Source organism: Pyrinomonas methylaliphatogenes (assembly GCF_000820845.2).
GTDB lineage: Bacteria > Acidobacteriota > Blastocatellia > Pyrinomonadales > Pyrinomonadaceae > Pyrinomonas > Pyrinomonas methylaliphatogenes.
Genome location: NZ_CBXV010000004.1, coordinates 266,028 through 285,776, shown reverse-complemented (window position 1 = coordinate 285,776; position 19,749 = coordinate 266,028). Strand labels below are relative to the sequence as shown.

At 58.0% G+C, this 19,749-nt stretch carries 13 protein-coding genes; 7 read left to right on the top strand and 6 right to left on the bottom strand.

What is annotated here, in order from left to right:
* The first annotated feature begins 160 nt into the window (after positions 1 to 160).
* The 5 genes from hcrA to PYK22_RS16460 all read left to right on the top strand — a co-directional run bounded on the left by hcrA (position 161) and on the right by PYK22_RS16460 (position 6,807).
* Complete coding sequence (gene hcrA, locus PYK22_RS05755; protein WP_041975195.1) at positions 161 to 2,509, top strand: 4-hydroxybenzoyl-CoA reductase subunit alpha; 2,349 nt, start codon at positions 161 to 163, stop codon at positions 2,507 to 2,509.
* Between the two features lie 62 nt (positions 2,510 to 2,571).
* A complete protein-coding gene (locus PYK22_RS05750) occupies positions 2,572 to 2,802 on the top strand; it encodes a hypothetical protein (protein WP_157770694.1) in 231 nt (76 codons plus the stop codon).
* Positions 2,803 to 2,972: 170 nt separating this feature from the next.
* Complete coding sequence (locus PYK22_RS05745; RefSeq protein ID WP_162199801.1) at positions 2,973 to 3,956, top strand: FAD binding domain-containing protein; 984 nt, start codon at positions 2,973 to 2,975, stop codon at positions 3,954 to 3,956.
* Complete coding sequence (locus PYK22_RS05740; protein WP_041975192.1) at positions 3,953 to 4,573, top strand: nucleotidyltransferase family protein; 621 nt, start codon at positions 3,953 to 3,955, stop codon at positions 4,571 to 4,573. Before PYK22_RS05745 ends, PYK22_RS05740 begins: the two co-directional genes overlap by 4 nt.
* A 137-nt stretch (positions 4,574 to 4,710) precedes the next feature.
* Positions 4,711 to 6,807, top strand: coding sequence for an acetylxylan esterase (locus tag PYK22_RS16460; RefSeq protein ID WP_083437638.1), 2,097 nt, complete (start codon positions 4,711 to 4,713; stop codon positions 6,805 to 6,807).
* Positions 6,808 to 7,112: 305 nt separating this feature from the next.
* On the opposite strand, the gene PYK22_RS16455 is transcribed toward PYK22_RS16460, so the two are convergent.
* Positions 7,113 to 7,553, bottom strand: a complete 441-nt coding sequence (locus PYK22_RS16455; protein ID WP_060635379.1) for a PIN domain-containing protein — start codon at positions 7,551 to 7,553, stop codon at positions 7,113 to 7,115.
* 438 nt (positions 7,554 to 7,991) lie between these two features.
* Between PYK22_RS16455 and PYK22_RS18300 the strand changes: the two genes are divergently transcribed.
* The gene (locus PYK22_RS18300) at positions 7,992 to 8,477 is read left to right on the top strand and encodes an RNA-guided endonuclease TnpB family protein (protein ID WP_060635377.1); all 486 of its coding nucleotides are present in this window, start codon (positions 7,992 to 7,994) and stop codon (positions 8,475 to 8,477) included.
* Between the two features lie 164 nt (positions 8,478 to 8,641).
* On the opposite strand, the gene PYK22_RS05720 is transcribed toward PYK22_RS18300, so the two are convergent.
* From PYK22_RS05720 to PYK22_RS05690, 5 genes are all read right to left on the bottom strand, one after another.
* A complete protein-coding gene (locus tag PYK22_RS05720; RefSeq protein WP_041975190.1) occupies positions 8,642 to 9,046 on the bottom strand; it encodes a type II toxin-antitoxin system VapC family toxin in 405 nt (134 codons plus the stop codon).
* Between the two features lie 3 nt (positions 9,047 to 9,049).
* Positions 9,050 to 9,286, bottom strand: coding sequence for a hypothetical protein (locus PYK22_RS05715; RefSeq protein ID WP_041975189.1), 237 nt, complete (start codon positions 9,284 to 9,286; stop codon positions 9,050 to 9,052).
* 1,296 nt (positions 9,287 to 10,582) lie between these two features.
* Positions 10,583 to 11,107, bottom strand: a complete 525-nt coding sequence (locus tag PYK22_RS05700; protein ID WP_157770693.1) for a hypothetical protein — start codon at positions 11,105 to 11,107, stop codon at positions 10,583 to 10,585.
* A 153-nt stretch (positions 11,108 to 11,260) separates the two neighbouring features.
* Complete coding sequence (locus tag PYK22_RS05695; protein ID WP_162199800.1) at positions 11,261 to 11,836, bottom strand: hypothetical protein; 576 nt, start codon at positions 11,834 to 11,836, stop codon at positions 11,261 to 11,263.
* A 56-nt stretch (positions 11,837 to 11,892) separates the two neighbouring features.
* Positions 11,893 to 18,600: a S8 family serine peptidase gene (locus PYK22_RS05690; RefSeq protein ID WP_041975184.1), complete on the bottom strand. Its 6,708-nt coding sequence runs from the start codon at positions 18,598 to 18,600 to the stop codon at positions 11,893 to 11,895.
* Between the two features lie 611 nt (positions 18,601 to 19,211).
* Between PYK22_RS05690 and PYK22_RS05685 the strand changes: the two genes are divergently transcribed.
* Positions 19,212 to 19,742 carry a peroxiredoxin family protein gene (locus tag PYK22_RS05685; protein WP_083437636.1) on the top strand — a complete coding sequence of 177 codons (531 nt, stop codon included), beginning with the start codon at positions 19,212 to 19,214 and terminating at the stop codon, positions 19,740 to 19,742.
* Positions 19,743 to 19,749: the final 7 nt, after the last annotated feature.

The following is a 19,749-nucleotide window of genomic DNA, read 5'->3' as shown; positions in this document are numbered from 1 at the left end:
GGGCACCGCTTCTCTGTGCTCCACCCTTCTCGTGATGGAAAAAGGGTGGAGCACATCTTTTTCAAACGCTTCACAAGATGCAAAGGCAGCGGAGCATCCTCACGCGAAAGCTGCTATCATGTAACCGTGACTGGCTACCATTTCCGCTCCGGAGGCTGCGATGAGCGAACGCACCTTTTCCGTCATCGGCAAGCGCATTCCCGCAACCGATGGTCCGCCCAAAGTGACCGGCACGGCTCTTTACGCTGATGATCTGCGCTTGCCCGGCATGCTTTACGGCAAGATACTCCGTTCGCCGCACCCGCACGCGCGCATCCTGCGCATCGACACTTCAAAGGCCGAACGGTTGCCGGGCGTGATGGGAGTAGTGACGGGCAAAGACGCGCCGGCGCGCTACGGCATTCTGCCCATCGGGCACGATGAGACCGCCTTCTGCCTCGACAAAGTTCGTTACGTCGGCGACGAGATCGCCGCGGTTTGCGCCATCTCCGAACAGATCGCCGAAGAGGCTCTCGACCTCATCGAAGTTGAGTACGAGGTCCTGCCCGCTTTTCTCACTCCCGAAGAGGCGATGGCCTGCGAGGATCCGAACCTTTGGATTCATGCCGATAGAAAACGCAACATCGAGAAGGAGTACCATCACCATTTCGGCGACGTCGAACGGGGCTTTCGCGAAGCCATCGAATCGGGCGGCGCGGTCCGTTTCGATCGTTTCTTCCAGCCGCGCGTGACGCACGCGCCGATGGAGCCGCACGCGTGCGTGGCCCACTGGGAACATGACGGGCGCGTGACGCTTTGGACCTCGACGCAAACGCCGCATTACGTCCATCGCACGCTCGCCGAAGTGCTCGGCATCCCGATGTCTTCGATTCGCGTCATCAAACCGTTTGTCGGCGGCGGCTTCGGCGGCAAATCCGAAACCTTCACGCACGAGATCGCCGCGTGTCTTCTTTCAAAGAGAACAGGTCGGCCCGTTAAATTCACTTTCACGCGCGAAGAGGTCTTTTACGCGCATCGCGGGCGCCCTGAACAGTACATGGAACTCAAGACGGGCGTCACCAAAGACGGGCGCATCACGGCGGTCGAAGCGAAAGTCATTCAAGACGGCGGAGCGTACTGTTCATACGGCGTGGTGACGATCCTCTACGCTGGCGCGCTGCTCGCGGCCATCTATGACATCCCGAACATCAAGTATGACGGCTACCGCGTGCTGACGAACAAACCGGCGTGCGGGCCGATGCGCGGGCACGGTACGGTCGGCATCCGCTTCGCTTTCGAATCGCAACTCGACATGCTGGCCGAAGAGATCGGCATGGACCCGGCTGAACTTCGTTTGAAGAATTGTCTTCGTCCGAACACGTTCACCGTCAATTCATTGCGCGTGACGAGCTACGGTTACGATGAATGCTTGCGGCGCGTCATCGAAGCCTCAGATTGGAAGAACAAGCGCGGCAAACTTCCCTTCGGGCGCGGCGTCGGCATCGGCGGGTCGCACTACGTTTCGGGCGCGGCCAACTCGATCATCCGTTCCAAGATGCCGCACTCGAACGTCTCAATCAAAATAGATTACGACGGCGGCGTCACCGTCTACACGGGCGCGGCGGAGATCGGCCAAGGGACGGAGACGATTCACGCGCAGATCGTCGCCGAAGAATTGGGCGTCGCGCTCGATCGCGTGCGCGTCATCGCAGCCGACACGGCGATCACGCCCGTGGACCTTGGCTCCTACTCGTCGCGCGTCACCTTCATGGCCGGAAACGCGGCGCGCGAAGCGGCGCGCGACATCAAGCGGCAGCTCTTTCGCGTCGCCGCCGAACTTCTCGGCGAAAGCCCCGACAGATTGGTCGCGCGCGACGAGAAGATCTTTCCGCAAGACGAACCGCAACGCGCCATCAGCTATCAAGAGGCGTTGATGGCGGCGATCGAACAAGGCGGCACGCTCATCGGCAAAGGAGCGTACACGCCGCCGCCTGAAGCGCAGGGCGGCAACTTTCGCGGCGCGGGCGTCGGTCCGGGCGTCGCCTACTCTTACTCAGCTCAAGTCGCTGAAGTCACGGTCGATCCCGAAACCGGCCAGTTCACGGTCGACAAGATTTGGGTCGCGCACGATTGCGGTCGCGCGATCAACGTGCTCAACGTCGAAGGGCAGGTCGAAGGTTCGGTCTGGATGGGGCTGGGCCAGGCGGTCGCTGAAGAGCAGATCTTCGAAAAGGGGTTGACGATGAATCCGGGCCTACTCGAGTACAAGACGGCGTCGGCGGTGGATTCGCCGCCCATCGAAACGATCATCGTCGAAACGATCGATCCCGAAGGTCCGTTCGGCGCCAAAGAGGCGGGCGAAGGGAGCTTGGCGGCGACCATTCCGGCGGTGGCCAACGCCATTTACGACGCCGTCGGCGTGCGCATTCGAGATCTGCCGATCACGCCCGAGAAGATTTTGAAAGCCCTCGCGGAGAAGCGGCGGCGCGACAAGGACGCAAACGGCCACGGAGAGAAACCGACCGCTTGAAGATGAGGTGGAACCTAGACGCAGAGCGGCGCGGTCGATGGATCTCGATGAAAGGAGCGGAGATGCGACGAGCCCCGCAACGTCATTACACGCTCGATGACCACTTCAGCATCGAAGAGATGTCTGAAGTCAAGCACGAGTACTACGACGGCGAGATCTTCGCGCTCGCTGGCGCATCGCTCGATCACAAGATGAAGCGTTTATCGAACACTTCTCGCTTGAAGGCGACGAGTGGCGCAAGCGCGAATATCGACAAGCGGAAGATCCGTTGTGGTTATGGGCGATCAAGGTGACGATCCCGGCGGCGGAGATTTACGCTGGCGTTGAATTCAGGCGTCGATGAGCGGTCCGTCAGCGTTCGCTTCGCGCGATGACGAACTTGTGCTTGCGTCGGCTGGCGTGGTCATGCCAGTGGCGAAGCTCTCAAGGTGACATTCTGAGCACGGGGCTGAAAACCATGGCGATGGCATCTTTTACGCTTCACCGTCCGCACACGCTCGCCGAAGCGGTGCGTCTGCTCGAAGAACACGGCGCGCAGGCGAAGCTGCTGGCGGGCGGGTCTGACTTAGTAGTCAACATGCGCATGAGGATCGAAACTCCGGCGCACATTGTCGATCTCAGCCGTCTCGATGAGCTTCGCGCCATCGAGTTCGATCCCGCGTGCGGGTTGCGCATCGGCGCGCTCGCGCGTCTCAGCGAAGTGGCCGAGCACGACATCATCCGCTCGCGCTTTCCGGTGATCGCCTCGGCCGCGTCGCAAGTTGCCGGCCCGAACATCAGAAATATGGGGACCGTGGGCGGCAACCTCTGTCTCGACACGCGCTGCGTTTACTACAATCAATCATACTTCTGGCGCAAAGCGAACGGGTTCTGTTTGAAGAAAGACGGCACCGTCTGCCACGTCGCGCCGGGCGGGCGACGCTGCTGGGCGGCCTATTCAGGCGATCTTGCGCCCGCGCTGCTTGCGCTCGATGCGACGATCGACATCGCCGGTCCACGCGGCGAACGTTGCGTGAAACTCGCCGAGTTCTTCGTCAACGATGGGATCAAGAAGTACGAACTCGCGCCGGACGAGATCGTCTGCGCCGTGCACGTCGCGCCGGAGTTCGCCGATTGGCGCGGCATATATTTGAAGTACCGCGTCCGTTCGTCGGTTGACTATCCGCTGGCGGGCGTTGCCGTTGCAGCGCGCGTGAACGAGGCTGGTCGATGTGAGGACGTGCGTATGGCGCTCACGGCGGTCAATCCGAGTCCGCGGCTCGTCAAGGGTGTGCGCGAGATGATCGTCGGACAACCGCTCACGCCGGAAAGGCTAGAAAGAGTCGCAGAACTGGTCCGGCAAACGGCCAAACCTTTGCGCACGACCGTCGCCGCATCGACATCTTACCGGCGTCACATGGTCGGCGTTCTGGCCAAGCGCGGACTCACCGCCCTGCTCACACCATGAACGTTGAACCGAGAATCATCGCGCTGCTTCTTGCCGCCGGGCGCTCGCGCCGCATGGGAGCATTCAAACCTTTTCTACCTTTCGGAGAGCGAACGGTGATCGAGGCGTGTTTAGAGAATTTACGCGCCGCAGGGTTGCGCGAGATCATCGTCGTTGTTGGCCACAGAGCGGATGAAGTGCGCGCGAAGCTGAAAGACTGGCGCGTCGACTTCGCTCACAATCCGGATCCGAAGAGCGCGATGAGCGCATCCATCGCGTGCGGCATCGCTTCGATCCGAGAGGAAGCTGACGCTGTGATGATAGCGCTCGCCGATCAACCGGCGATCCCGCCATCCGTCATGCGAAGCCTGATCGAAGCGCGGAAGGCGACGGGAGCAAAACTGATCGTCCCCGAATGGCAAGGGCGTCGAGGCCATCCGGTGCTGATCGATCTCGCGTTGCGCGATGATCTGTTGCGCCTTGACGAAACGCGCGGGCTTCGCGCTCTACTGGACCAGAAGCGCGACCTGCTACATTGCGTCTCCGTCTCTTCTCCATATGTCGTGCGCGACATTGACACGTGGGCGGAATATTGCGCGTTGCACGAGGAGATATTTGGTCGGCGGGAAGCAACTTGAAGATCCAACTCAAACGCCGACTTCGAACCGAGGGATCTTTTGTATAATCTTACATTGAGCGATTCGCGACATCGCCAATCGTAAGCGCGCATCAACCGCAGATTTGAGATCGAACCTACGGAGTCTAGATAGGCACGATGAGCACTCGAAGCCATTGCGTTCGGATGATCTTCGCGGCGCTGATCTATTGCCACATTGCCGCGAGCCTGTGCGTCGCCCAACAGCCGATCTTTACGCCGTACAAGCCGAGCGGCATTTACGCTGTTGGCGAGAAGGTCGGCTGGACAGCCCACGTGCCGCAAGGAACGGCCCAAGGGCTCTACACTTACACGGTCAAGAAGAATAACTACAGCGTGATTAAGACCGGGACTCTTGATCTCTCGGCTGGTCGCAACACGATTGAAGTCACGCTCGATGAGCCGGCGATGGTTTACGTTCAAGTTTCAAGGCCCGGCTCAAGTGAAAGCGTCACCCTCGGAGCGGCGGTAGCGCCGGAAAAGCTGCGCCCATCGGTCCCGCGCCCAGCGGACTTCGATCTCTTTTGGGATTCCAAGATCAAATCGCTCGAGCGGATCCCGGAGAACGTCGTCCTGACGCCAGGCGAAAGCGACAAGCCCGGCGTGGAATACGCGACGATCAGAATGGACAACGTGGACGGCAAACATATCTACGGGCAGATCGCCAAGCCGAAAAGAGAAGGCAAGTTTCCGGCGCTGGTCATCTTCCAATGGGCCGGGCCTCCCTACCCTCTGCAAAAACAGTGGGTCACCGACCGCGCGGCCCAAGGTTGGCTTGCGCTGAACATCGAGCCGCATGACGTGCTGCCCAACGCGCCGCAGTCATACTACGATGCGCTACCAGAAGAGCTCAAGAACTATCATCTGATCGGGCGCGAGGATCGCGATAAGAGTTACTTTCTACAGATGTATTTGGCCGACTACCGCGCCGTGGATTACATCACGCACCGGCCCGATTGGGATGGACAAACGCTCGTCGTGATGGGGACGAGCATGGGCGGGCAGCAGGCGCTTGCCGTTGCCGGGCTGCACCCGAAGATCACTCATGTCATCGTCAACGAGCCAGCCGGATGCGACACGAACGGGCCGCTTCATGGTCGGGCGTCAGGCTATCCGAACTGGCCTGCGGATAATCCCAAGATCATGGCGACGGCGCTCTACTTTGATCCGGTCAACTTCGCTTCGCGGATTAAAGCCACTGCTCTGGTCGCCATTGGGTTCGTCGATACGGTCACACCGCCGGTCGGCATCTGGATCGCTTTCAATCAAATTAAAGGGCCTAAAGAGGTCGTTCCGATGATCGACTCTCCACACAACCACCAAGCGACGCCGGAACAGCAACGCCCTTACACCGTCCGTGCGGAAGAATGGCTCAACACGCTCGTGCGCGGCGGCAAAGTCACGCCACGCCAATTGCCCAGTCAGTCGAGCACAGCGGATCGCTCGAACCGTAATCCGAGCTTGCACGTCGAAAGCGCTCCGCCAGCCGATCAACCTGTGCCTCGCACGGATCGAAACTCGATGATCGCGCATGCTGAGCTGCTTGAGAAGAGAAAGAAAGGGCGCATCGATGTCTATTTTCTAGGCGACTCGATCACCCGACGCTGGGGCACGAGCGATGCGCAATACAAACGTTTTCTGGAGAACTGGCGCCAGAACTTCTTCGGCTGGAACGCCGCCAATTTCGGTTGGGGCGGTGACACGACTCAGAACATCCTGTGGCGTCTGTACAACGGGGAGTTGGACGGCGTCAACCCTAAGGTCATCGTCTTGATGGCCGGCACGAATAACATCGGCAACAGATCGCCCGAAGGGCCCGATGACCCGCGAATCGCGGATGTCACTCGTGGGATTAAAGCCATCTTGGATATCTGCCAGCGAAAAGCGCCCGGCGCGACAATCATCCTGATGGGGATCACGCCACGCAACGATAATCCGGCTGTGATGCCGATCATCAACAAGATCAACGAAAACATATCAAAATTCGCTGACGGGAAAAGGATCAGGTACCTGAACATCAACGATAAATTGGCCGATAAGGATGGGAGATTTCGTGAGGGTATGGCGATGCCAGACGGATTACATCTAGACGTCAAGGGATATCAAGTGTGGGCCGATGCGCTCAAGCCGATCCTCACAGAGCTGCTCGGTCCGCCAGCTAAAGAGGATCATGCGCCGCCGCCCACTGGCGACCCGAGCGCGAGAGGCCAACAATGATCTTTTGGAGACGGAGAGGATCGAACCAGCAGCCATCTCATAAATGACCGACTTGTGCGACCTTCCTCTGAGATAGAATGAGAGGAATATGGCCCGGCGGGAAGAACCTAGCACTGTGGTCCATCATCTAGATCCTGCATCCAGTGGAAATGGGCGGCGAACGACTTGTCGAAGCGCGCTGCACGATATCATCCAGATCCTGCATCCAGTGGAAAGCCTCGGGCTTGCGCAGTCGATAACCGAGCGATCATTGAACCCTTTCCTCAAATTGATGATGAGCCGAAGAGACACGGATAGCTTGGCAATCATTGAACTCTCGATCGCTTCCCTCCCTCGCGATCGGACAGCAAGAGGGGACCTTGCAGCCAGCTAGCGCCATTCCCTGGGTCCTGCGGAGCGCGCTCAGCGCAAAGATCTGCTTGCAGCGCCAAACCCGATCTGGTCGTTTCCAGAGCCGGATTTGTGCAGAACCTCGCGCTGGCCTTCTGGATAGCGATGTAATGGACGATGTGCTTGAAGTCCCGACTCACTACCCAATCCACCTCTGCCACGGAGGCTATGGCAACGTGCTCGGCATCAGCAGCAGATGCTGCACTACCCACGCCTGCAGCAATGTAGGCGTCGCGCAACACATCAACTTCATTGCTGTACTCGATGAGTTCAACCTCGCTCAGTGGAATCGAAGCCAACGCTTGCTGCCCCTGTTCTGGCGCACGCTCGCTGAGCAATGTCTCGGAAATGACCAATGCAAACCTGCCCGCGCGTATTTCATCAAAAAGCGCTTTGCTCTCGGGCCAAAGTTGCCGACGCTACAAGACGGACCGGAAGGTGAGGCGGACCTTCCGCCCTCATAGCAGCATTGCCTATGATGACCGGATTCTCCGCTTTAAGCCCGGCGACCAGGTGAGTATCTGGACACTCAACGGTCGCCAAGTGATGCCTTTTGTTTGTGGCGACTACCAGCGTCGGTATCTGCCGTTGCGGAAGGGTGAAGTCGATCTGGTCTTCTACCAGGGCACGTTTTACCTGAACGTCGTCTGTGACGTGGAGGAGCGGCCGACCACGAAAGCAGGTGACATACTCGGTGCCGATCTCGGCGTCGTCAACATCGCGACCGATTCGGACGGCATCACCTACACCGGAGCAACTGTCGAGCAGAAGCGACGCATCGACGCACACCGCCGATGGAATCCCAGCGGAAAGGCACGCGCTCTGCCAAACGGAAGCCGCGCAAGCTCAGCGGCAAGCAACGGCGCTTTCAACGCCATGTCAACCACGTCGTCAGCAAGGCAATCGTGGCCACAGCGCAACGCACCGGACGCGGGATTGCCCTCGAAGACCTGACGAGCATCCGCGACCGGGTAACGGCCCGTCGTCGGCAGCGTGCACGATTGCATAACTGGTTGTTCTTCCAGCTCCGGTCCTTTATCGAGTACAAGGCATGGCTGGCTGGTGTACCTGTGGTTCTTGTAGACCCTCGCAACACCAGTCGGACGTGTCCGGTCTGTAGATGCATCGACAAACGCAATCGTCCAACGCAAGCGCGTTTCTCCTGTATATCGTGCGGGTTCGCTGCGCCTGCCGACGTTGTGGCGGCCCGGAACATCCGGGCGAGGGCTGCTGTCAACCAGCCAAACGAGTTGCTTGCTCAAGGTAGCGCCTCCGGGTAGCTACAAGCCCCTAGCTTCAGCTATGGAGTAGTTGACGATCTACACCTGCACAGCCATGCCATAATGAGCACCAGAGCAATGCGACCAAGGCTGCAACGAAGGCTCCGCTTATGCACGATCGACTTTTTCAAAGCCAGATCCGCCAAGACCTCGGCCACCAATGCTCACCATATTGTCACCACATTGGTGAGTTTGCGGACATCCTCATCCTTCGTCACCAACGGTAGATTGAGCTTGAGCGCTGTTGCTGCAATGATTCGGTCTGGCATATCGGGGACGATCTCTCGCGGAATGGAAATAAGTTTATCGGCAACCTCTATGTCAAGCGCGGCAATCTTAAGCGGCAGCACGCTGTCGCGCAAAACCTGCAAAATCACCTCATAATGCACTTCGCCAAGCTTCCCTTTATCGACCAAATAACGCAGTTCCACCACAACTATTGAAGGAACATGAATGACTTCTCCCCTGGCTTCAGCCTCAAGAAACGCCGTGCGCCCCGCTTCCGATAGTTTCACCGGATCGAACAGATACCACAACAGCGGATGCGTGTCTGTGACGATGCCGTGCAATTTCTACGCCTCCTCGCGTGGAAAGTGACGCCACATCTCGCGGCGCGCTTCTTCTATGTCCTCGTCCGTGACGCTCAAACCTAGATGGGCGAATGCGCCCATCAGACTCCGCCCTCCGCGTAAAGGACGATTGACGCTTTGTTCCAGCAACGCCTCGACATATTCGAGCGCTTTCTTCTGCTGCTCGACAGGTAGAAGAGCTACTTTAGCAGCTATCCTCCCGACCAAATCAGGTTCCATACCTAACTCCTTTGATATCATCAACCTTTAAAGAGAATCTAACGGAATATAATCTTTGTAGCGAACCGTCAGATTACGTCGGTACTCGCTGCACTCCGCTACGGTCTAACAACACCTGCCCTCGTAACGAAGACCATCAGATTTTTCACCTATCCTCAACCCTCTTCCCGACCTCAGGAGCCAGAAGGCCGCGAGTCGTGGAGTCGTTGATTTCCTGAGCTTTCGCCGATTTCCGCGGATACCTCCAAACCATATCATAATCCCTTTCGACCGCGCATACGAAAAATTTCTTGATAATGTGCGGAATTTTCATGTGCCCGCTTATTGCCGTTTGACTGTCGGAACTTTGGTCAACTGAGTGAATAAGATGATGACCTGAAAGAGTGGCGCGTGTGATTAGGCTACGGGTCGCGGTTTGCCCACTTCTGATCCCACGCAAACAGCGCTGGAAGCAAGCGGAGATTGCCATAGCGCTTGACACTACTACTCGGAGTGCTCAACCAATGGCCGTAAGCGCGTAGTACAAGAAGAGTATAAGATTGGAGATTTCTGATGAATCTCCACTCAGTTGAGAAGCCCAAGCTGATCGGAGATCAGCAAGGATGAGGATCTACAACACAATTCACGAGACATTTGCTCTCACCGACTTTTACCGTCCGAACCCGCTCCCAGTGAAGGGAATTCACCTCCGAACCTCGCTCACCATTAGGAGCGCGCAGCTAGCGCTTCATTACCGCGCTTTGTCCACTTTCAATTGCCACAACGCCATTAAACCGCCCAGCAACATGCTCATCAAGGTCAGTGCTAATTGAAAGCGGAGAGAGATTGTTCCCACCAACAACCTCGTGACCAAGGCAGCCACCCATCCAGCTAATCCGTAAACCAAGACGTTTTCTAGCACGAACCAACTGCCTCTTCCGCCCTCGATTGCCGCGCGCCCTACCCCTTGGTCTTTTCGGACTCGCTGTTTTGTAGCTTCGCCAAGTGTAATTTTCCCGTTAAGAACAACACGTACTCTTGCACAATCAATAAGGACATCACAAGCAACAAGGTTGCCTGTACAAGCACTCTGCCCGAAATGAACAAGTCAAGCACCACATAACCGACAACGGCCATGGATGCGCCCCTTAGAAGGCTTCTTAGACATGCATCCGATATCACCAGCCTACCATTTAGTGTCCATGATCGGAACGCCCTGAAGAGTTTGACCAAAAGGTCACACAGACCAGACCATATAAGGATAATCAGATAGATTTTGACGACGCTCTCTACCATCGCCTGCAAAGACAAAGGCGGTTACAGTAGCAACGGAACCTTGTGGTTGGCTTCGGGGAACCTCTTTTTACACTCCTCTATGGCGCGCTTGAGTTTTATTTCGCTTTGCTCGCCTTCATTAACTGCCTCTTTGATGAGCAATCCTCCGAGAAGGGCAGGTGACAAACTTAGCAATCCTCCGACTTTCAATGCATTGAAGGCATCATCGAGACTGTGTATGCTGCTAGATCGGACAAACTCCCTGGCAGCTCTAAAACCAACACCGCCAGCTGGCCTTGCCCCGGGAACCCCTCTGATGAGGATCCATACTCCTCCTATCAATAAGCCTCCCCCAAGTAACGCTTTGCCTCCTTGCGCAATATACTCCTTTCTGAATTGCGAGATCGTTCGTTTCACACAGTCATCGAACTCCTTCTGCTGCGGTTTGACTGATGGCGCCGGATGTGGCTGCGAAGCAGGACCTTGCAGCGGAGCCAGCGCGCCGCCTCCGCCATTAGCCTCATTTACTCGACCCTTGCCACCAACTTCATTTAAACCATCTCCCATACTCCCCTCCCCCCACACACACAATACACGTTATAGCCTGTCTCACTATTCCCTATCACCTCACACATGATCTTCGGCACTAACCCTTCTGGACCCACACACCAGATCATTCTCACAATAGCTGTATCGATTGAACGATTGTGGATCGGTCACCTACTGCCTAATCGATTCCACCCTAGAAAAACGCGCCTGATATTTTCTACCATCAAATCTGTAAACAGTGATGATTTTCTCAGTCGCTGATAGCCTCATTAGTCTTATTTCGCGATAGCCGTTAGTCCGCTTGTCTAGCACATCTAAGACCGTCGCGCTCTCACTTAGCACAAGCTCGTGCCCTTGCGGCGTGGCGCAAAACACCCAAAACGGGTCGACATTCGCGCCAAACAAACATGGATTGGCGGCCATCACAATCAGATCTGGCAGGTCATCATCATTCAGGTTAACTTCCGATGCAACAAACCATGTTGCTAGAATGCCATTGATCGATTGCCCCGATGCAAGACAGGTCTGATTCCGTTCATCATATCTGAGTATTCGCAATACATCTTCCGGCACATTGACCGGACGTTCTATTCCTACTTCCACGCTGAAGCTCGTTTGCTCTTCCGGCTTTGCACGTATTTGCTGCCTCATCTTTTGAAAGAATGGATTTGAAACGGCTTCAAACAAGTCTTTAAGTGTGAGTTGCGCGCCGCTGGGCAGCATTGACACCGGAGTAGAACAACTCATAGATACAAGACAGCTAACTAGTAGCCAAGAAAGTAAAAATCTTCTAACCCTATTCCTCAGCGGTTCTGCTGCCTCTGACAATTAGCGAGTGCTTCCTTATATACCCGCTGAAGCTGAGCCATCCCTCTTCTCCCTTGACCATAAGGGGATCCGGGTAAACTAGCCCATTCCCTATTCCCTCTCTTGATCGCTTGCGCGAAATTGCCGCTCAGCAGCGGATCGATCATCCCGCGCCGCTGCATCAATATCACGGCACCGAGATCTTGATTTTCAGGGCTGAAATCTGACAAGCCAAGCTCATTCCAAGTTTGGTATCTGATCTGACAACGCCCAGCAGCGGTACTGTACAAACTTCCACCAACTCGCACCAACGCATTCGGATGCTGCGAGAAGTCGTTGATTATGACGTCTCTTTGACCCACAAGAGCTGGGTTATTCGGCGATCTAACAACCTCCCCTCTGACAAGGGTCCCATAACCATTGTTGGGATCCCCAGCTGTGCCTTCAGCATAAGCGATAGTGTCAAGCATTGCTCGGATGCGACAGTCATTGACAAGTCTATGTAAATCCTGTCGAGAAGCGGTAGTTTGTGACGGCACCGCTGGCAACTCCGGCGGCTCATCAATCAACGGCGGCAGCAACCGCTGATCCATCTGCATCCCAAACATCCATAACTCCCATAACGCCGTCCAGTCAGGCCCAGCATCGGCTCTCACCGTCACTACCCCAAGCTGCACCCCGTTGACCGGACCCACCGTCAGCATCCCTGTCGGATCCACAAAGTTCACCGGATCGTTCTGCACATAAGCATACCGGTTGAACGACTGCGGATCCGTCAAGTCATAACTCCCTTCCCATGGGTCCGGCTCGTTGAACCGCGTCCACCACCCGTGGTAACTCCTCATCAGCGCCTGATCCACCCCGTCCCCATCCCGCTCGTAACTCGTGTACCGGTACGGCTGCTGCCTCTGTTTCACACATCTGTCCGTCTCTCCGCCCCACGGATCCAACTCCACCACCGCCACCACACTCCCCGCCTCGTCCGTCAACCGCTGACTCTTCACCACTGGATCTCGGTGCACCCATCTCACCCCGCCCTGCTGCACCGCCAATAGCTCCCCACCAGGCCAATAGACATACCCCCTGCTCCAACTCCAGCCATATCCCCAGTTCCTCACCTCAGCCACCACTTGCCCGCCCAACACGCTCGACCGAATGTAATAGACCACCTCCCCGTTGTCATCCTTCTTCACCCGCAACCCGTCCCCATCGTACCTCTGCTCTAACCGATACCCGCTCCCTTGCGCCCACGCCTGCCGCCCTCCCGCATCATACCCATACTGCTGCCGCCCGTCGTCCACCAAGTCCCCTGCTCCATCGTACCCTAACCCAACGACCCGATTCCCAACGTAACTCACACTGAAGGCCCCTGCCCAGCCGCCCCACCCGACACGCCTCACCATGTTCCCCCACACGTCATACTCATAGCTATGCGCATACGGCCCGGTCGGACTCCCCCACTCACCTCGCCCAACGTGCGCTCGCGCCTCCTCCCCACTGTACGCATGCTGCAACCGCCCCACCTGATCGTACTCCCAACTCCGATCCAATCTGTTGTCGTACAGGTTCCGCGCAAACGTCACCCGCCCACTCCGCTCACCAAAATCATCATACCCATACTCCCACCCTAACACCCCAACCACTTCCCATCTGCTCACACGAAGCCTGTTGTCATACGCGACGCTCTGTTGTCGCCCGTTGCCATACGTCACCTGCTTCACCGCCCCAAAGGCTCGATACCTGATCCCCTGCGCATATACAGTCACCCCAGCATAACCGGCTCCGGTGATGGCCGTCACCTGGCCGGTCTGATCTCTGGTGTAGCCTACCACCACACCCCACGGATTCGTCACCTGCGTCAACTCCCCTGCTAAATCGTACTGGTACGTGAGCCTGTAAGATTGCCCTAACTCATTGAAATACCGCGTCTCCGCCACCAACCGCCCCAACACATCGTACTCGTAATCCACCCGCCCCATCCCGTCCTCCATCCACACCCGATTCCCTCCTTCATCATACCCATACTGCACGTTCGCAGTGGGAGCCACTCCTTGTGGAACGCCATAGTTGATCGCCGTCACCAAGTGCCGCCCGTTGTACTGAAACGTCTGACTCGCTCCACGTGCATCAGTGATCGTGTTCACCGTATCATCCGCATTGTAGCTATAGATCGTCTGCCCTTGTTCAGGAGTGGTCCTTCTCCACAACCGCCCATGCCCATCATACTCGAACGTCCGCACCTGCCCCTCGTGATTGATTTGAATGAGTTGGTCACGCCCGTTGTAGCTGTACCAGGCTGTCGCATAGACGCTCCCGTCCCAGTTGAGTTCTTCAACTCTGGTGAGTCTGCCCAACACATCCTTGTAGAGCCGCTTCCTTCGACCTCGTTCATCTCTGCTCGTAATCACTTCACCGCCTGCGCACCCGCAGCCAGTGTAACTTAACTCACGTGTGCTCCCATCAGGATTGATCGTCAGCGTCACCCGCCCCTGCCAATCGTACTCCTGCTTCGTCCACTGCCAATCACCAGCATCGTCGCCAACAGGCTGCCAACTGTCGTTGATCTCCGCCGGATTCGATGCCCACACCCGCCGCCCCATCGCGTCGTTCATGTAATGCACCGCTCGCCGCCCACCGCTGCTCCCAGGAAAATCGCTCGCCACGGCACGCACCCGCCCCACACCATCATAGAACGTTGCGCTCATCAACTCCTCGCCCACCTGCCGCACCGTCCGATAGCTCACCACATAATCGCCCGCTGCCGGATAGACCCACCGCACATAGGCCCCTGTGTTCTGATTCGTCTCGCGCACCAACCGCCCAGCCTCATCGTACTCCAACAACTCTACCGCCCCTTTCGGATCACGCCGCGCCGTCACCGACCCAGTGTCGTAATCATACTGCGTGTACGAACTGTACCCATCTGCATCGGTCACTCCCGTCACATACGCTCGCGTATTCCGCCCATTGTTCCCATCCGAAAAGTTGTCCCCGTAATCGTAGACCACTTGATGCCAGCTCCCATCACGGATAAACCTCACCGACCCGGCCGCATCGTAGCCACGCGTCTCCACCCACACGGCGCGACTCTCATCATCGATCGCCCCAACGTCGAACCGTTGCACGCCCACCAAGTTGCCGCGCCCATAGATCAGACCAGCGCCGTAGTTGCTCCCATCGTGCCCGACGCTCGGCGCCGTTCCCGCAAAGTATTCGCCGCCCCAGTCGTAATGATAGACCATCTTGCTCTGCCACACGTTGTTGCCATCGGCCACATGCACGGCGCCGACCAACCCGATGATCCGCCGGTTGACGTACTCGCCATCTAACCGATAGTCCGTGTAGGTCTGCCGCAGCAGCGTCACCCCATCGGCTGCGTACTCGCGCACCACGTACGGCAAGCTCCACGCCGCGTATGGCCCGTAGTCGATCGTCGTCCGCCGCCGATTCCCGGCCTCGTCATAAACGTTGATCTCCACGGGCCGCGGATTCTTCTGATAGGGCAAGTTCACGTCGTCCTGCGTCCACGCAACCGTGGTCCACTTCCGCCGCACCCCGCCGGCCCACGTCTCCGTTTGATAGACCAGCCCCTTCTGCCACCCCGAAGTGTAGTAGTACTCCTTCTGTGTCACTCCATCAGGCGTCGTCACTTGGCTCCATGAACCATCCGCTGCCGCCTGGTAGCTGGTCACCACCTCTTGGCTTTCGTTCATCACGCCCCACAACACCCAGTCACGCTGCTCGGAAAATCGCGGGCAGTCGCTGTGTGGCCCAGTCCCCATGTTGTAGCTCGTGTAAGCAAGCTGCGTCCCATCCTCGGCCACTCGCCGGATCAACCGCACCTGACCAAACGGCGTGTACTCGAACTCGACGCGCGAACCGTTGCGCAACCCGACGCGCGTCAGCACCGACACCCAACTGCCCTGCGGCCCCATTACAGCTAGCCCAGGGAAGTCCGGTGCCATCCAAATATCCCCATACCCGAACGTCGCCCAGGTGATCTGCCCGCCGCCCGCCCGCGCTTGTGTGATCGAAAGCAGCCGCCCGTTGCCGTCGTAGTTGAACTGGATGGTCCGCCCCAACGTGTCAATCATCGTGGTCGGATTGCCGTTGCCATCGTAGTTGATCGTGATGTAGTTGCCGTTGCGATCTTTGATCTGCACACACCGCCATTCGCTGTAAACCGTCGGCGCAAACCAGTACTGCTTTCCATCCGTGGTCCGCACCAACAAGCTCGATCCGTAGTCGATCAACTGCGTGTAGCTGCCATCGGCCGCCTCGTAGACGTTGCTCCCACCTTGCTGCCGCAACTCGACGCGCGCGCCGCTCGCCGTGATCAGCAGATATGAGTAGACGCCGACTTGCGCGTTGTAAAAGAGCGGCTGGATGATCGGAAGCCCCAACCGAAAGCCCGGACTCGGATAACCGTGGTCGGCATCGAACATGATAGCCTCGCCTGACCGCGTCCAGACCAGCGAGTTGTAGGTCAAGCTCAAATCGAGATCGAGCCCGGCGCGCCCGGGTAGGCTGATCAGCGGCACGCTCCAGTTGATGTTCTGCGACTCGAGGTTGACCCCGGGCTGCCCCGTCTCGTTGCGCGGATCGAGCCGCGGCGGAGCGAAGCTCGGCCAGCAGCCGGAAACGGTCGTCTCACCTATCTCATACCAGTAGTATGTGTAGTAATCCCACGTCCACGCCGAGATGTAATGCTCCTGCCCGTCGTTGACCAATCCGGAGATATCGAAAGCAAAATACCCTCCAGCATTGGCATTCCCTCCACCAGCTTGCATCCCATCGACGTAAATCGCCACATAACCGCCGCCGTAATAACCATAATAGTCGTCAACGTAACCTTGCACCTGCTGACAATCGGCCCAAATCCAACCCGCCGCCGCGCCGCTCCGCGCTACTGACTTAGATTCGGTTAGCTTGAATGCGCTTAATGCCCTCGCTGCCGCGCCGCTACGCTTCGCCATTGCGCCCATCCAACTCGTCCCAACAGCCGCCAACTGCCCCATGGGTCGCCACCACTCGAGCATCTCGCGCAATTTCATCCCCGTTCCCGGCTTCATCCCCGGCCCACTTGGCGGCAATGTAGGTGGCGCGGGTCGCTCCCGCCGCGCCGGTCGTGGTCGGCACGCCGCGTCACCCGGCCAGCAGTAACGCTGCCGCGATGGCACCGGTGCGTCCATGCGGATTTGGGTCGCGCGCACACGCCGTACCTCATCTAAACGCGGCAAGTTCTGCGGCCCACGCGCGGGCCGCGGCGGATCGAGTACGAGCGCTTCCGCTTTCGGTGGCGACGCGGGCCGCGGCGTCATCCTGCGTCTATCGCTCCCTGCGGCATCTTGGCCCGGCTCGCGACGTAAAGCCTCTATCGCTCCGGCTTCATCCACCACACCGATAGTCTCAGTCCCCTCGCGACGGGCCGAAGAGGTGATCGCTTCGATCACGCGAGCTGCCGTCCGCGTCCAATCCACCGCCTTCAAACGCGCCGCCACGCGCGCCACCACGGCTGCCGCCGCTGATGTCCCGCTCACCGTCGTGTATCCACCACCCACCCGCGTCGTCCACAAGTCAACGCCTGGCGCCACAACCCGCACCGTCGGCCCGCGGTTGGACCACTCCGTCAATCGCCCAAACTGATCGGTCGCCCCGACCGCCAAAATATTCTTCGATGACCAACTGGCCGGATACCATGTGAAGGCGCTGCCTGGAGACTGTGCGGTGACCATCGCAGATGGCTCACCTTCGACCAACACATGTCCATCATTGCCCGCCGCCACAACAACAACTACACCGGCGCGATCGGCCCGCTCCATAGCCTCGCGCAAGAATCGCGATTCTGCCCCTAAGCCCCACGCGCACAATGCGACCTGTGCCCCATGCCCGATGGCATAATCGATCGCCTCAATCGCCGCGCTTACATGCCCCCGCCCCTCTTTATCCAACACTCGCAGATTCATCAATCGGAGATCAAACTCGCTCTCGCCTAAGACTTGCCCGCCGCTCAGGCCCGGCCCTTTGGCCACCAAACCCGCCAACATCGTCCCGTGCCCCTGCTCGTCAACCACTTCGCCACGCCCAGTCACAAAATCCCATCCCGCCAAATCGTCGATAAATCCGTCGCGATCATCATCATCACCGTTCTCCAACTCGCCAGCGTTACGCCACTGCCACCCAACCAGATCCGGATGACTGAAATCCACCCCGCTGTCGATCACCGCCACGCTCACGCCTGCAACCGCAGCCCGCGCCCCGCCGAGCGCCACTCGCTTGCCGACTCTTCTCACTAAAGATCCTGGCTCAGAAACGCGCTTCACGCTATTGCCCAATGACGTCGCCACAACCTCCCAATCCGGCTCAACCCACTCGACCGCTCGCTCCTGCCCAAGCTGCGCCGCTATGGCCAACTCTCGACCGACTCCCACCTCAACGCGCTCAACCATAGATTCGCCGCGCAACCGCCCAACCGAAGTTAAACCGTATGCCCTGATCACGCGCCGCCGCTCGCTTTCGCTCACTCCAGCCCGAAACCTCACCAACAAATGTCCGGCTCGATACCCCCACTCGATTACCTTTTGCCGACTCTCACGCGCCAGACGACCGCCAACTTCTCGCCCCACAATCACGCCGCTAGGCCACACCAACACGATGCTCAAACAGATCGCCAGCACCTTGCGGTACGCTAAGCTCCTCCGCATCTTCCTTCCCTCCATCGATCGCACCTCAAAGACTCGCTACATGGCGTAGACTCACACCCTTCACAGCGCAAAGGAAGGCTGATACAAGTCAGCCCAGAGCCTCGCATTCACCTCCCTTGCCGGGGCACATGGGGGGGGAAGAACTAGAGGCAGGTTTTTGTATCCCTGTGAGGACCGACTACCCTTCGGATGGCGTGTTTATTTAACTCCGCTCGCACGAGTTGTCAAGAGTTTTTTTCGCCGGCCTCGACCAATCGAAGGCCCCCGCCATGCTTGCCCGCCGAGGCCAACCGCCCCCTTCTTGCCATCACCCGTTCAGCGAAATCATATGCATGAAGGGAGAGGCTTAAGCCGCTCCCGTTTTATAGCTCCCCCTCGCTTTTATAAGCCCCCTTCCCTCGAATCTTGCTGCCCGCTTGGAACAATCGCCTTCATGTAGGACCGAACAACTGGGGCGATTTGGCGTTCATCCAAACAACCGGCGGTTGAATCGCGCTTGGGAGATGCCTTAAGCTTGCGAAGGCGAGGAATCGATGAGATGCGCTATGGGGCGGAGTCGATAGCCGGATGGGCCGATGAGCTCATACGCTCGAAAGTAAGGAGTCGATGAAATGCGCAATGAACGCATGCCTAATTTGATGAGGATGATCATTCTCCTTATCGCGCTCGCGGTTTTCCCAGTCGCAACCATGGCGACTGGGCCGGTCGAGTTCTCATTTCGCTCGCTCGACGGGCGAACGATCACATCGAACGAGCTGCGCGGCAAAGTCGTCGTGCTCGCATTTGGGGCTTCGTGGTTGCCGCTTTCGCGCACGCAGGTTCAAGGCGTGCAGCGACTCGCGGACGACTATCGCAACCGCGGGGTTGAAGTCTTTTGGGTGAGCATCGATTCCGAATCGCCCAAGTCGAAAAATTACGCTTCCGACGATCAACTGAAGGACTTCGCGCGCAGGTATAGCCTGACGGTGCCCGTTCTACGCGACCCCGAAGGTGCGGTTTCGCGCCGCCTCGGAGTGGACCAGCTTCCCGCCATCGTCATCATAGACCGAGGGGGCAACATCGCCGGCGCGCCGATCGGCGGGCTCGATCCGAAGGGCGATCTTGTCGGTCAACTTGCCGCAAGGCTCGAAAGCTTGCTTTAAGCGCCAT